Below are 14,047 nucleotides of genomic sequence, written 5' to 3'. Positions count from 1 at the left end.
TTTATCAATGTTCTCCTTTTGTTGTTTTCCACTGCCGTGGGGGCTTTCTTTTGTAAAGGGCGAATTGTCAAGTCAAGTGCAACACTTTGTTATAAAAGACTTCGAGAGGAGTTTTCCAACCAAGGCATTTGCGGGGTCTCGTGTTTAGTTTGTAGGCGACATCTTGAATAAATGCATCGGATAATGGTGCAATGTCGCTGCGCTTGGGAATGTATTCTCGAATGAGGCCGTTGCTATTTTCGTTGGTTCCACGCTCCCACGGGGCATGCGGTTTTGGAAAGTAAAACTCCATGCCTAGCGCTGCTGTCACATCGGCGTGGTCTGTAAACTCCACGCCTCGGTCTGGCGTGATGGTATGGCGCATTTCTGGTGGCAGCTTAGAGAAAATAGCAATCATATTTTCTGCCACCTCAGCAGCAATTTTTCTCTGACATTTGGCTATGAACACAATTCGTGATAATCGGTCATTCAACGTTAACAAGCAGGCACCGCCTTTTTTGCCAGCTACAGTATCTGCTTCGAAATCACCCAGTCGTTCTCGCTTGTTGGCCGCATCTGGACGTTGGTCTAAATGGTTTGAAATCACCACTTTTCCTCTTGGTTTTTGCCCTCTCGGCTTTCCTTTGTGTCGAAGATGCCGTTTTGCGCCCTTATTTCCTTTCGATCTCTTCTCTTGTAATGTGTCATATTTCCCAGCATAAATAGCCCTGTAAATTGTGGTATAGCTGATTTGAATTGGTGAATTTTCAAAGAATAAACGGTTTTGAATTTCTTCTGGCGACCACTGTTTCTCAATGAATAACTCTTTGATTTTCTTATATACAATTGGGTTGTCTAGCTTCGCGTGGCGGCGACATTTTTTTCGTCGTACATGATATTTTTGCTCAGCTTTTACCGCCGAATACTCTTTTGTATTTTGATTTCTATTTCGTTTTACTTCTCGAGAAATTGTAGATACATTTCGCCCCATCGCTTGGGCTATAAAACGCAAACTTTTCTTTTCATACAAAAATAATAATAGATTTTCTCTTTCTTCTATGTTAAGATGTTGATAATGATTCATTGAGAGAATCTCCTTTCATGTTGTCCGCTAACACCATGATACATGATTTTTCTCAATGAGTCATTTATTTTTTTACTGTTGCACTTACAGTGTATATTCGCCAGATACAAAAGAAATAAAAAATCTTGCACGTGGCAGATGACCACGCGTGGTCATCTGTCTCACGTACTCCCATTTTATACGGATGGTGGGTATGAGTGGGTGCGGTGGCGCTGGGTTGTGGTGGCGCCCAGCGCCACCAATTTTTACCCTACACACACCCTAGGCACCCCAAAGAAACCGCACCATCTCACCGTCTCTCCCCTACAGGGCGAAGCCCGGCAGGATACTTCGAGACAAATCAGGCCAGCCCGTGCCGGTCAAACAACCATAGCATCCCAGCGATGGACCCCCGTAAAATCTCCTTTTTTCACTCGACCGCAGTCGCCGTGAAAAAATCGTTTTTTGATTCTTTTTTTCGACAAAAAAAGAATGCCCCACCGGCAGGTGACCGCCCCGTAGGGACAAAATCAAACCACGATATCCGCATAAATCCCACCGATTAACCCCATCAAATCCGCAGGATTCACTTCCACCGAAGCTCCAATTTTCCCAGCAGAAATATCAATCACATCGTAAAGCTGTGCCGTTTCATGAAGCACGGTCACAAATTGTTTTTTCATACCCACAGGGCTACAGCCCCCACGGATGTACCCAGTGACGGCTTGTAATTTTGCCATGGGTAGCAAGTCAATGGATTTTTCGCCCACGGCTTTGGCCGCTTTTTTTAAATCTAAGCTGTCACCAACAGGCACTTCGTATACATAATAATTTTTGGAAGCCCCTTGCGCCACCAAGGTTTTAAAGCTGGCTTCAGGGTCTAAGCCTAGCAATTCTGCCACGTGGACACCGTAGTCGCTTTTACCCGATGGCACCGTGGTTTCGTCGTAAAAATACGGGGTGTAGGCAATATTGGCCTGCTCCAAAATCCGCATAACATTGGTTTTTTGCTCTTTTTGTTCTTTCATGGCTTACCCGTCCTTTAACAAATATACACCAGCCAGCACGGCTACAATCCCTAGCAATGATAACAAATCCATGGTCTCGCCAAACACCGCCACCCCAATGACACAGGCGGTGACAGGTTCCAAACTGGCCATGATAGACGCTTTGCCAGCCTCTGTGTAAGACAGACCGTAGGTATATAATATGTAAGGTGCCACCGTGGAAATCACCACCAAGCCCAAAGCCAGCGCCCAGTTATACCCTTGGCTCAACACGCTCACAAGTTCTGTGGGGTTTGCAATCAACAGCGCCCCTGTGCCACAGAAAATAAACGTCCAGACGGTGACGGTCATGGGTGGATATTTTTCCAGAGCATAGCGTCCAAAAATGCTATACATGGCGTAGAAAAAGCCTGCGCCTAAGCCTAGCAATATCCCCATCAGCGGTGCCACCAATTCTCCAGCAAAGACACCTGAGACACAGCAAGCGCCGAAAAACGTCAACACCAATGCCGCAAGTTTCGCCTTTGTAATTGGCTCTTTCCACAAAATAGCCGACATCACCACCACGATAGACGGCGCGGTATAAAGCAAAATAGCCGCCACCGATAGCGATACCATTTGTTGGCAAGAAAAATAACACACGGTGAACAGCAACACACTGACAATGCCTGTGCCGAAAAAGTACTTGATATCTTTTGGGTCGATTTTAAACACACTGGGATCTTTGATGGCGAAAATCGCCAACAGTAACACCAAGCCACCACAATTGCGCACGGCAACGATGGAATAGGGGCTCAGGCCAGCGGATAGAAGTTGTAAACTCCACAGGCCAATGACCCCCCAACAAATGGCGGCGGCTAAAATGGCAAAGGTGGGTAAGGATTTTGCGTTGGGTTTCATGGGATTCTCCTTTGTTGATGGGTGTTGCGGTATTGGGGGAACGGGACGTCGAGGACGCCGTCCCCTACAAAATGGTGCATCATTGGGGGAACGGCGGGGGCAAGCCCCCGCCCTACAGAGGTTGGTGCGTAGAATCGCCCTCGTTCCATCCCCGTCGCAACGGATAGTTTTTCACTATTCACTTTTAGTTCTTAGCTTTTAATGCGATAATTTGGTCGCGTAACACAGCCGCATATTCAAACTCTAGCATCTTGCTGGCGGCCAACATTTGGGCTTCTAGGCGTGCAATTTCATCGGCACGCTCTGTGTCGGTGAGCTTTTTGGCTTTCCCAGAGACCTGCTTATCAGGTTTGGAAATTTCCAGCACATCACGCACGCTTTTGATAATGGTTTTTGGCACAATGCCATGTTTTTCGTTATATTCTTGCTGAATTTGACGGCGACGTGCTGTTTCCTCCATGGCCAACGACATAGACCGCGTCACCTTGTCACCGTATAAAATCACCACACCGTCGGCATTACGGGCAGCACGGCCAATGGTTTGCACCAGTGAGGTTTCACTGCGCAAAAAGCCTTCCTTATCCGCGTCTAGCACCGCCACCAGAGACACTTCTGGCAAGTCTAAGCCTTCACGCAGCAGGTTAATCCCCACCAGTACGTCAAATTCCCCAAGGCGCAAATCACGGATGATTTCCATCCGCTCCAGAGTGTCGATGTCGGAGTGCATATATCGCACACGGATTTGATGGTTGCGCAAAAAGGCAGTCAAATCCTCTGCCATTTTCTTGGTCAGGGTGGTAACCAGCGTCCGCTCGTTACGGTCGGCTCGGATTTTGATTTCGTCCATCAAATCATCAATCTGCCCCTCCACAGGGCGCACCAACACCACAGGGTCAAGAAGTCCCGTGGGGCGGATAACCTGCTCCACAACCTGTCCTGCTCGCTCTCGTTCAAAGGGGGCTGGGGTGGCAGAAACGTAAATGGCTTGGTTGATTTTTTGCTGAAATTCTGGGAACTGCAAAGGGCGGTTATCATAGGCACAGGGCAAGCGGAAGCCGTGGGTCACCAAAGATTCCTTCCGCGCGCGGTCACCGTTGTACATGGCACGGACTTGGGGGAGCGTCACATGGCTTTCGTCCACCATCAGCAAAAAATCATCAGGGAAAAAGTCAATCAATGTCATGGGCGCAGACCCTATAGGCCGCTGGGCAATGACACGGGAATAGTTTTCAATACCCGTACAATAGCCCAATTCACGCATCATTTCAATGTCATATTCTGTCCGCTGGCGAATGCGCTGGGCTTCCACCAACTTCTCTTCTTGGGTGAATTGCGCCACCTGTCGCTCCAACTCTTGCTCAATGTCCACTACCGCCTTGTCCATTTTATCTTGGGTGGTGACATAATGAGAGGCAGGATAGATGGCCACATGGTTTAAAATGCGGTTCACCGTGCCTGTTAAGGGGTGAATTTCACTGATTCTGTCAATTTCATCCCCGAAGAGCTCCACACGGATGGCCTTATCTTTATAGTAGGCAGGATAAATCTCCACCGTGTCTCCACGGACGCGCACCATATTACGGGCAAAGGCAATGTCGTTGCGCTCATAGCGAATGTCGATGAGTCGGCGCAACAATTCCTCACGATTCCAAATGGCACCTGTCCGCAAAGACACCACCAAATTGGCAAAATCATCTGGCTCACCAAGGCCGTAAATGCAGGACACCGACGCCACCACAATCACATCGCGACGCTCTAGCAAAGCGCAAGTGGCACTGAGGCGCAAACGGTCGATTTCATCGTTGGTGGACGCATCTTTGGCAATGTAGGTATCGGTGTGGGGGATATAGGCCTCAGGCTGATAATAATCATAGTAAGAGACGAAATATTCCACCGCATTGTTGGGGAAAAACTCTTTGAACTCAGCGCACAGTTGCGCCGCCAAAATCTTATTGTGTGCCAGCACCAAGGTCGGCCGCTGGACTTGCTCGATGACCTTAGCCATGGTGAAGGTTTTGCCTGAACCTGTGACCCCTAACAACACCTGCTCCGCCAAACCGTAATCAATGCCCTTGGCAAGGGCATTGATGGCCTGTGGCTGGTCGCCAGAAGGTTCATATTCACTTACCACTTGAAACCCAGCCATTGTCATTCTCCTTTTTACAAATCTCTTAAATATCCAGAGTCAGCCATGGACACAAAGTCCCCGTCAGCCACGATGATATGATCCATCAGCGTCACACCAATGGTGTCAAGGGCATTGTAAACCATGGCTGTGGCGATATAGTCATCCTCAGACGGCAAAGCCACACCGCTGGGATGGTTATGAGATAAAATCACCCCTGTTGCACCTGTCAGCAAGGCATACTCCATCAACTTACGCACGTTGATATCCACAGATTTCATGCCCCCGTCTCCCAATCGCTTACAAGCAATCAGCTTGCCCTTGCGGTCGATGCAGAGCATATAAATCACTTCTACTTTTTCGATGGCGAAGCATTCCAAAAGATAGGTCCCTGCCGCCTCGGTGCTGGTCATGGCTAACTCGCGGCTGGATTGATCCATTTTTGCCTTGCGCACCACCGATGGCACCAAATGCAAAAAGGTTGCCGCACCACGACCAATGCCTTCCACCTGCTCCAAATCCTCTACAGGCGCCTCTAACACATCTGCCAAGGTGCCATAACGGTCAATGAGGCGATGGGCTATTTCATTGGTGTTAATCCGCGGAATGGCATAATACAGCATCAGCTCCAACACCTCATGGTCAGCAAAATGGTCGATACCGCCACTGCGAAACCGCTCTCGCATTTTCTCTCGATGTCCGTCGTGTACTCTCATTTTGTCTCCTTCTCATTATTTCATACCCAATGGCTATTGTTTACATACATTGTTAAGTATACAAGTTTTCTTCAATTTTGTATAGAGGTATGGAAAAAAATTTGCAATCCATTTCTCCCTATGATATACTCAATACTAGCAATAAAAAAATTAGAAAAAAGAGGTATTTTATGAAAAAAGGTAGTATTTCTGCATGGTTGCCCATTTTTGTGTTTCTAATCCTGTTCATCGGCTTCGGTGTCATCACCAATGACTTTTATCTCATGCCTGCCCCTGTTGGCTTTTTGATTGCCTTGGTCGTGGCGTTTTTCCAAAACGGCAAGCTCAGCCTCAATGAAAAATTAAGCCTAGCCGCCAAGGGCGCTGGCAATGAAAACATCATGATTATGTGCTTGGTGTTCTTGCTGGCTGGGGCCTTCTCTGGGTCTGTGTCTGCTGCAGGCGGTGCCACCAGTGCCGTCAACTTTGGTCTGAGTATTTTGCCAACCAACGTGGCTGTGGTGGGTATTTTCATCATCGGCTGTCTCATTTCCCTATCCATGGGCACCAGCGTGGGTACCGTGGTGGCCTTGACCCCCATTGCCGTGGGCATCAGCGATAAAGCCGGCATTCCCATGGCGCTGTGCGTGGGCGCTGTGGTCTGCGGTGCCATGTTTGGCGACAACCTATCCATGATTTCTGACACCACCATCGCCGCCACCCGCACCCAAGGGTGTGAAATGAACGACAAGTTCAAAGAAAACTTTAAAATTGTATTGCCTGCCGCTGTGATTACATTGGGCATTTTCCTAGCACTGACCTTTAACACCAGCTACGTGGTAGACGGCGACCTGTCCTATGACATCGTCCGCATTCTCCCCTATGCTCTGGTGCTGATTACCGCTTTAATGGGCATCAACGTATTCATCGTGCTCAGCCTTGGCACTGTGTTTTCCATCTGCGTAGGCCTGTTCTACGGTGACTTTGGTGTGCTGGATATGTTTGGCGTCATCGGCTCCGGCATGGAAGGGATGTTTGAAATCACCATCATTTCCATCATTGTGGGCGCTGTGTTTGCTTTGATTAAGGAAAACGGTGGCGTAGACTATGTCATCGCCGCCATCAAGTCTAGCGTGAAATCTAAAAAAGGCGCAGAGCTAGGCATTGGCGTCATCTCCCTTGCCACCGACGTGGCCACCGCCAACAACACCGTGGCCATTGTCATTGCTGGCCCTGTGGTGAAGGAAATCAGCGAGGAATTTGACATTTCTCCCAAACGCTCTGCATCCCTACTAGATATCTTTGCCGCCGTGGGTCAAGGGATCATCCCCTACGGTGCCCAAGTGCTCACCGCCGCTTCTCTGGCCGCCATCAGCCCCATTGAAGTCATCCCCTATTTGTTCTACCCCATGCTGATGGCCATCTCTGCCCTGTGCTTCATTGGGTTTGGGAAGGAAAAAGCGTAAACGACTAAGGCAATATCTCAACCTATTTGTAGGGAACGGTCTTGACCGTTCCGCCCCCACAAGCACCATCAACGGGGAGGACGGAATGGTCAAGACCATTCCCTACATTTTTTATTACCTTCCTCCCCGATTTCCCATAAACTTTACAGCCTTTTCCCTTGACAGATTGACCTTTTAGGCTTACACTATTTAATGAACGAAAATCCGCCAAAACCCTAGAAAGGAGCTGAGCCTATGTTTGAAGTAGAACAAGAGCGCATCGATATGTTAGAAGCCATTGAGGAGTTTTTAACACGAAAACAGTTCGCCCAGCTTCGTGCACTGCTGGCCACTTTAGAAGCCCCAGACGTGGCTATTTTGATGGAAGATTTGTCTATGGAACAAGTGCCTTTGGTGTTTCGCTTGCTAGGCAAGGAAGACGCCGCAGAGGTATTTGTTGAGCTAGACTCTGACCAACAAGAACTGCTGATTCAAGGCTTTTCCAACGCCGAACTCAAAGACATTCTCGACGAAATGTACGTCGATGACACGGTGGACATTATGGAAGAGATGCCAGCCAGCGTGGTCAAGCGTATTTTGCAACACTCTGACCCTCAAATGCGCCGCAGTATCAACGAATTATTAAAATATCCCGAGGATTCCACTGGCAGTATTATGACCACGGAATTTGTGGATTTAAAATCAGACATGACCGTCAGTGACGCCTTCCGTCGCATCCGTCTCACTGGCCCAGACAAAGAAACCATCAACATCGGCTACGTCATCGATGTGCGCCGCCGCCTGATGGGCATTGTCACCATTCGCCAATTGCTATTGGCCAAGCCAGATGAAATCATCGGTGACATCATGAACAGCAACCCCCTGTCTGCCTCCACGCTAGACGACCAAGAAGCTACCGCCCGTGCCTTGGCAAAATACGACTTTCTGGCGCTCCCTGTGGTGGACACCGAGCACCGCTTGGTGGGCATTGTCACCGTTGACGACGCCATCGACGTTTTGCAAGAAGAAGTCACCGAAGATATGGAAATCATGGCAGCCATCTCCCCCACCGATAAGCCTTATCTGAAATCCAGCATTTGGGAAACGGTGAAAGCCCGTACCCCATGGCTGTTGATTTTGATGATTTCCTCCACCTTTACCAGCCAGATTATCTCCACCTTTGAAGATGCCTTGGCGGCCTGCACCGTGCTCACCATCTATATTCCCATGCTGATGGGCACTGGCGGTAACTGCGGCACCCAAGCCTCGGTGACCATCATCCGCGGTATCTCCCTAGATGAAATTGATTTTTCTGATATATGGGATATTGTGTGGAAAGAAAGCCGTGTAGCCATTGGCTGTGGTGCCTTTGTGGGTGCGGCAAACTTCATCAAGCTATTGGTGCTAGACAAATGGATTCTAGGCAACGACGACATCACCATGCAGGTGGCGTTGGTGATTTGCCTTGCCATGATTTGCACCGTGCTATTTGCCAAGTTGGTGGGCTCCACATTGCCACTGTTGGCAAAAAAATTGGGCTTTGACCCTGCCGTCATGGCGGCGCCCTTGCTGTCCACCATGGTGGATGCCATTTCCCTGCTGATTTACTTCCAAATCGCCTCCATGGCCTTGGGGATATAAAAACTAAAAACTAAGAGTGAAGAACTAAAATCGGGCGACCGCAGGTCGCCCGATTTTAGTTCTTCACCTATTCGGTTTTACCACGTATAATACATCTTCTCTGCCACTGCTTGGGCGGTGGCTTTGTCTTTCACTTGTGCCACCACTTCCAAGGCAAAATCCATGGCGCTCCCCACCGCATTGGCGGTGATGACGTTGCCATCCACCCAGACTGGAGCCGTGGTGTAATCGACGATTTCCTCTGCCATGGTGGGATAGACAGTGGATTTGACATGGATGCCAATGTTTGCCAAAATGCTAGGTGCGGCGCAGATGGCGGCAATCCATTTGCCTGCCTTGTACTGTGCAACCACGGCATCTAACAAGAGTTGACACTGCAAATATCCCTTGGTGCCAGCACCGCCGGGAAGCAACAGCATCTCGCCATCAAAATCACAGTCTTCCACCAACATCTCAGCCCTCACTGTCACCTTAGAGGCGCTTTCCACCTGCAAATCCCCAGTGATGGACACAGTGGTCACGTCCATGCCAGCACGGCGCATCACGTCCACTGGTGCCATGGCTTCCACCAATTCAAAACCTGTGGTTAAAAATACATATACCATATCCGCTCTCCTTTACACCAACGCCTTGTCCCATGCCATCCGTATGCCGTTGGCAGTGTGGAGCTGACCACGGTGGACAAAACCGTTTTTCTGTAGCACATGAATCAGTGTTTCGTTGTCTTCCAAGGCATCCACACGGGCAATTTCAATGCCACCCTCTTTTAATTTTCCTTCCACCAAAGCAAACACTTGGGGGGTCAAACCGCGCCCACGACCAGCGTGTCCCATGGTCAAACGGTGAATCACACCGTACACCCCGTCACCCCATTGCCCCTCAATGCCCTCATAGGCAGGATGGGGCGCAAAATCTACGTACACATAGCCCAAAATCACGTTCTCTTCGGTGATGAAATAGGCGTTGTCACCTTGAATGTCCTTGGTGATTTGGGGGAAATCGGGATAGCCTGCTTGCCATTGGTTGATACCTGTTGCCTTCAAATAGGCTCGGGCATCTTCAATGATGTCCATGGCAATTTGCGCTTGCTGGGGTTGAATTTTCACGAGCTGTAGCATAGTGTGTCTCTCCCATCAAAAAATTTTATTCTTTAATCGCCCACCGCAATTTGGTAGAGGTGGCACGGGGATTTCGCCCACATTCTGCCGCAGTGGGACGCACCACATCTTGGGCAATTTCTTTATAAACACCGGCTTGCAAGCCAGCTTTAAAGGCTTTTTTCACCAGTCGATCCTCCCCAGAATGGAAGGTTAAAATAGCGATGCGCCCACCGCTGGACATAGCCTCTGGCAATGCTTCCAAAAAGCTGTGGAGCACCTCATACTCTTGGTTCACGTCAATACGCAAGGCTTGGAACACACGCTGGCAAGTTTTTTTCACCACCAATTCCCGTTGCGAAGCATTGATACTCTTGTCCTTTGCCACTACACTTTCCACAATTTTCTTCAAATCCGTGGTGGTTTGGACGGGATGACGGTCACGACTTTTCACCACTGCCTTGGCAATGGGATAAGCCAATGGTTCGTCGGCATTTTCCACGAACATCCCCTCTAGCTCTTCCATCGACACACTGGCAAGGCGCTCTGCCGCGGAAATCCCTTGTTCAGGGTTTAATCGCAAGTCAAGCTTACCTTCTCGCTTAAAGGAAAAGCCACGTTCGGGATTATCAATCTGCATAGACGACACCCCCAAATCTGCCAGTAGAAAGTCCATGGTGCCATGGTCTTGTGCCACGGTGGCCAAATTGGCAAAATTGGTGTGAACAGGGGTGAACAGTTCTTCCCCAAAACCTTTGCCACGGAGCCGCTCTGTGGTTTTTACGATTTCAATGGGGTCAATATCGAGACCGTAGACATGGCCTTTGCCTTGGAGTTTTTCCAGCATGGCCGTGGTGTGACCCCCATAACCCAAGGTGGCATCCAAGCCTTTTTCGCCACTTTGAATATTCAAAACCCCTAAGATTTCTTCCACCATAATGGAAATGTGCATCCCAGCAGGGGTGTTGCCCTTGGCGATGATCCGTTGGACGTCATCCCCATATTTTTCTGGGTTTAGCTCTTTGTATTTCTCTTGAAACCGCTTAGGATGGGTTCCGCTGTAACGTACCCGACGCTTGTGGGGTGTTTGTTCGTCCATGGGTATTGTCCTCCTTTTGGTATTGTGCCAAAAACGGCTCTGTGACTTGTTTGCGGAACACGCCAATCAGCGGTCCCATGAAAAAGGCTGTGACCAATGTGCCCACACCGATGACCGTTCCCATCCCCAAGCCGATGGCAACACAAATTAAATCCGTGCCCACCCGACATACTTGAAAGGGTATTTTACTTCGCTCAGCCAGCATCAACGCCACAGCATCATAGGTGGAGACCCCCAAGTCGGCAGTGAAATACACAGCCGAGGCAAAACACAGCACCACCACGCCAATGAGTAAACACCCACTGCGGATGACCACCGTGGGATCACCCACCACCGATAAAATGGCGGCTTCCGACCATTCCACCACGTAGCCTAATAAAAACAAATTGATAAAAGTGGCAATGCCAATATAGCGCTTGCCAAAGAAAAACATGACGCCAAAGAGCACCATATTCATCAACATATACACGGTGCCAAAACTGAGCCACACCGCACTGTCCACCCCTGCCACAAAGCATTGGAATGGATCAGACCCAAACATTGCCACACGGAAAAAGCCTACGCTAATCCCACCGACCAATACACCTAAAATCGCCATACACAGGCGAGCCAATTTCTCTTGCTTGTTCATACTGCTATTTTAATATCCTTGTTATCCTTCTAATTTTACGGGCAGGAAATCATCTCCCATGGCTTCCATGGTCAGCTGCCCTGCCGACAGCTCTTTTAATCTTTTCACAAAGGCTTCTTCCCCATCTTTGGGAAAGCCAATTTCCATGGTAATATTCGCGCCATAGTCCGCTTGGCGCACCACGCCACCGCAGTTAGAAACCTCTAGCTTCACCCGTTCAAACAGCCCATAGGGGCAAGCCAGTAGCCAAACAGACCACAGTTTCATCTCACAGATGCCAGCTTCCAGCATGGCCTCTGCCGCCCCTTTGCTATAGGCGCGGGTCAAACCGCCAGCCCCTAGCAAAATGCCGCCAAAATACCGCGTCACCACACAGCACACGTTGGTGATATCCTGCTTTTGAAACACGCCCAGCATAGGCTGACCTGCCGTGCCCTGTGGCTCGCCATCGTCGCTGTAACGGACAATACCCCCATCGTTGATGAGATAGCACCAGCAGTTATGCCGCGCGTCGTAGTATTCTTTTTTCCGCTGGGCAATGATGGCCTTGGCTTCTTCTTCCGAGGACACCTTCCACACTTTAGAGATAAAGCGTGAACGTTTTTCCACAAATTCAGATTCAGCATTTTGCCATGGCATCCGATAATCAGTCATAGTGGTTCTCCTGTGTTGGTTTTCCCACTCCGTGGGGGCTGCTGCCGCAGGGGCTTTCTTTTTCCCACTCCCTTGTAGGGGCGCGCTATTAGCCGCCCGTGGAAATCAATCGCAATTTACTTTACCCTGTGGGAGTTGTCTTTTGATAAACTTTTCCCACTCCGTGGGGGCTGCTGCCGCAGGGGCTTTCTTTTGTAAAGGGCGAATTGTCAAGTCAAGTGCAACACTTTGTTATAAAAGACTTCGAGAGGAGTTTTCCAACCAAGGCATTTGCGGGGTCTCGTGTTTAGTTTGTAGGCGACATCTTGAATAAATGCATCGGATAATGGTGCAATGTCGCTGCGCTTGGGAATGTATTCTCGAATGAGGCCGTTGCTATTTTCGTTGGTTCCACGCTCCCACGGGGCATGCGGTTTTGGAAAGTAAAACTCCATGCCTAGCGCTGCTGTCACATCGGCGTGGTCTGTAAACTCCACGCCTCGGTCTGGCGTGATGGTATGGCGCATTTCTGGTGGCAGCTTAGAGAAAATAGCAATCATATTTTCTGCCACCTCAGCAGCAATTTTTCTCTGACATTTGGCTATGAACACAATTCGTGATAATCGGTCATTCAACGTTAACAAGCAGGCACCGCCTTTTTTGCCAGCTACAGTATCTGCTTCGAAATCACCCAGTCGTTCTCGCTTGTTGGCCGCATCTGGACGTTGGTCTAAATGGTTTGAAATCACCACTTTTCCTCTTGGTTTTTGCCCTCTCGGCTTTCCTTTGTGTCGAAGATGCCGTTTTGCGCCCTTATTTCCTTTCGATCTCTTCTCTTGTAATGTGTCATATTTCCCAGCATAAATAGCCCTGTAAATTGTGGTATAGCTGATTTGAATTGGTGAATTTTCAAAGAATAAACGGTTTTGAATTTCTTCTGGCGACCACTGTTTCTCAATGAATAACTCTTTGATTTTCTTATATACAATTGGGTTGTCTAGCTTCGCGTGGCGGCGACATTTTTTTCGTCGTACATGATATTTTTGCTCAGCTTTTACCGCCGAATACTCTTTTGTATTTTGATTTCTATTTCGTTTTACTTCTCGAGAAATTGTAGATACATTTCGCCCCATCGCTTGGGCTATAAAACGCAAACTTTTCTTTTCATACAAAAATAATAATAGATTTTCTCTTTCTTCTATGTTAAGATGTTGATAATGATTCATTGAGAGAATCTCCTTTCATGTTGTCCGCTAACACCATGATACATGATTTTTCTCAATGAGTCATTTATTTTTTTACTGTTGCACTTACAGTGTATATTCGCCAGATGCAAAGTAACCAAAAATCTTGCACGTGGCAGATGACCACTTGTGGTCATCTGTCTCACGTGCTCCCATTGTATACGGATTGTGCGTATGAGTGGGTGCGGTGCTAACGGGTGGGTTTGTCACACCCGTTCGGCTTTTCATGTGAGATGCGCGAACCAACGCTGATTGCTGCCGCACATGACTCGTACGGGCAGATTGTACCACGCATGGAAGGTGCCTTACATGGTGGATGTCGGTTGGTGCGGTGGCGTTGGGTGGGCGCTGACCTGCGGTCAGCTTGGTTTATATGCAATGGTGTTCCTTGTAGGGGCGACCTGCGGTCGCCCGTGTTACCCAACGCCACAGCACCTACCCACACCCACAACCGAGGCACCCCAAAGAAATCGCACCATATCAATCGT

At 48.9% G+C, this 14,047-nt stretch carries 13 protein-coding genes; 2 read left to right on the top strand and 11 right to left on the bottom strand.

Translation table 11 applies throughout. The features are described from left to right. Positions 1 to 67 precede the first annotated feature (67 nt). From RFF05_RS15265 to RFF05_RS15245, 5 genes are all read right to left on the bottom strand, one after another. Positions 68 to 1,063: an IS30 family transposase gene (locus tag RFF05_RS15265; protein WP_409967264.1), complete on the bottom strand. Its 996-nt coding sequence runs from the start codon at positions 1,061 to 1,063 to the stop codon at positions 68 to 70. 509 nt (positions 1,064 to 1,572) lie between these two features. Beyond that, positions 1,573 to 2,070 (bottom strand): Cys-tRNA(Pro) deacylase, encoded by a 498-nt coding sequence (gene ybaK / locus RFF05_RS15260; RefSeq protein WP_409967887.1) that lies wholly within the window; start codon positions 2,068 to 2,070, stop codon positions 1,573 to 1,575. A gap of 3 nt (positions 2,071 to 2,073) precedes the next feature. Next, the gene (locus tag RFF05_RS15255) at positions 2,074 to 2,949 is read right to left on the bottom strand and encodes a DMT family transporter (protein WP_409967886.1); all 876 of its coding nucleotides are present in this window, start codon (positions 2,947 to 2,949) and stop codon (positions 2,074 to 2,076) included. A 184-nt stretch (positions 2,950 to 3,133) separates the two neighbouring features. Beyond that, positions 3,134 to 5,095, bottom strand: coding sequence for an excinuclease ABC subunit UvrB (gene uvrB, locus RFF05_RS15250; RefSeq protein WP_409967885.1), 1,962 nt, complete (start codon positions 5,093 to 5,095; stop codon positions 3,134 to 3,136). A gap of 14 nt (positions 5,096 to 5,109) precedes the next feature. After that, positions 5,110 to 5,790, bottom strand: a complete 681-nt coding sequence (locus tag RFF05_RS15245; RefSeq protein ID WP_409967884.1) for a RadC family protein — start codon at positions 5,788 to 5,790, stop codon at positions 5,110 to 5,112. A gap of 170 nt (positions 5,791 to 5,960) precedes the next feature. Between RFF05_RS15245 and RFF05_RS15240 the strand changes: the two genes are divergently transcribed. Further along, complete coding sequence (locus RFF05_RS15240; protein ID WP_409967883.1) at positions 5,961 to 7,235, top strand: Na+/H+ antiporter NhaC family protein; 1,275 nt, start codon at positions 5,961 to 5,963, stop codon at positions 7,233 to 7,235. A 234-nt stretch (positions 7,236 to 7,469) separates the two neighbouring features. Continuing rightward, positions 7,470 to 8,855, top strand: coding sequence for a magnesium transporter (mgtE, locus tag RFF05_RS15235; RefSeq protein WP_409967882.1), 1,386 nt, complete (start codon positions 7,470 to 7,472; stop codon positions 8,853 to 8,855). A 77-nt stretch (positions 8,856 to 8,932) separates the two neighbouring features. Here the strand turns inward: mgtE and RFF05_RS15230 are convergent, their stop codons facing one another. From RFF05_RS15230 to RFF05_RS15205, 6 genes are all read right to left on the bottom strand, one after another. Continuing rightward, entirely contained in the window at positions 8,933 to 9,460 is a 528-nt protein-coding gene (locus RFF05_RS15230) for a DJ-1/PfpI family protein (protein WP_409967881.1), read from the bottom strand. A 12-nt stretch (positions 9,461 to 9,472) separates the two neighbouring features. Next, positions 9,473 to 9,973 (bottom strand): GNAT family N-acetyltransferase, encoded by a 501-nt coding sequence (locus tag RFF05_RS15225; protein ID WP_409967880.1) that lies wholly within the window; start codon positions 9,971 to 9,973, stop codon positions 9,473 to 9,475. A 25-nt stretch (positions 9,974 to 9,998) separates the two neighbouring features. Next, a complete protein-coding gene (gene rsmH / locus RFF05_RS15220; RefSeq protein ID WP_409967879.1) occupies positions 9,999 to 11,051 on the bottom strand; it encodes a 16S rRNA (cytosine(1402)-N(4))-methyltransferase RsmH in 1,053 nt (350 codons plus the stop codon). Then, positions 10,996 to 11,682 carry a YczE/YyaS/YitT family protein gene (locus RFF05_RS15215; RefSeq protein WP_409967878.1) on the bottom strand — a complete coding sequence of 229 codons (687 nt, stop codon included), beginning with the start codon at positions 11,680 to 11,682 and terminating at the stop codon, positions 10,996 to 10,998. The genes rsmH and RFF05_RS15215 overlap by 56 nt, the downstream gene beginning before the upstream one ends. A 21-nt stretch (positions 11,683 to 11,703) precedes the next feature. Next, a complete protein-coding gene (locus RFF05_RS15210; RefSeq protein ID WP_409967877.1) occupies positions 11,704 to 12,336 on the bottom strand; it encodes a YigZ family protein in 633 nt (210 codons plus the stop codon). A 209-nt stretch (positions 12,337 to 12,545) separates the two neighbouring features. After that, a complete protein-coding gene (locus RFF05_RS15205) occupies positions 12,546 to 13,541 on the bottom strand; it encodes an IS30 family transposase (protein ID WP_409967264.1) in 996 nt (331 codons plus the stop codon). Between the last annotated feature and the right edge of the window lie 506 nt (positions 13,542 to 14,047).

Origin of the sequence: Bengtsoniella intestinalis, from assembly GCF_039719005.1 — a bacterium.
GTDB lineage: Bacteria > Bacillota > Clostridia > Oscillospirales > Oscillospiraceae > Oscillibacter > Oscillibacter intestinalis.
The sequence above is the reverse complement of the archived record's forward strand: the minus strand, read 5'-3'. Positions and strand labels throughout refer to the sequence as shown.

Excerpts from the sequence above, each read along its gene's own strand:
- RFF05_RS15205 (WP_409967264.1), bottom strand. The coding sequence starts at position 13,541 with ATGAATCATTATCAACATCTTAACATAGAAGAAAGAGAAAATCTATTA.
- RFF05_RS15245 (WP_409967884.1), bottom strand. The coding sequence starts at position 5,790 with ATGAGAGTACACGACGGACATCGAGAGAAAATGCGAGAGCGGTTTCGC.
- ybaK (WP_409967887.1), bottom strand. The coding sequence starts at position 2,070 with ATGAAAGAACAAAAAGAGCAAAAAACCAATGTTATGCGGATTTTGGAG.
- RFF05_RS15230 (WP_409967881.1), bottom strand. The coding sequence starts at position 9,460 with ATGGTATATGTATTTTTAACCACAGGTTTTGAATTGGTGGAAGCCATG.
- uvrB (WP_409967885.1), bottom strand. The coding sequence starts at position 5,095 with ATGGCTGGGTTTCAAGTGGTAAGTGAATATGAACCTTCTGGCGACCAG.
- mgtE (WP_409967882.1), top strand. The coding sequence starts at position 7,470 with ATGTTTGAAGTAGAACAAGAGCGCATCGATATGTTAGAAGCCATTGAG.
- RFF05_RS15240 (WP_409967883.1), top strand. The coding sequence starts at position 5,961 with ATGAAAAAAGGTAGTATTTCTGCATGGTTGCCCATTTTTGTGTTTCTA.
- RFF05_RS15225 (WP_409967880.1), bottom strand. The coding sequence starts at position 9,973 with ATGCTACAGCTCGTGAAAATTCAACCCCAGCAAGCGCAAATTGCCATG.
- rsmH (WP_409967879.1), bottom strand. The coding sequence starts at position 11,051 with ATGGACGAACAAACACCCCACAAGCGTCGGGTACGTTACAGCGGAACC.
- RFF05_RS15265 (WP_409967264.1), bottom strand. The coding sequence starts at position 1,063 with ATGAATCATTATCAACATCTTAACATAGAAGAAAGAGAAAATCTATTA.
- RFF05_RS15210 (WP_409967877.1), bottom strand. The coding sequence starts at position 12,336 with ATGACTGATTATCGGATGCCATGGCAAAATGCTGAATCTGAATTTGTG.
- RFF05_RS15255 (WP_409967886.1), bottom strand. The coding sequence starts at position 2,949 with ATGAAACCCAACGCAAAATCCTTACCCACCTTTGCCATTTTAGCCGCC.
- RFF05_RS15215 (WP_409967878.1), bottom strand. The coding sequence starts at position 11,682 with ATGAACAAGCAAGAGAAATTGGCTCGCCTGTGTATGGCGATTTTAGGT.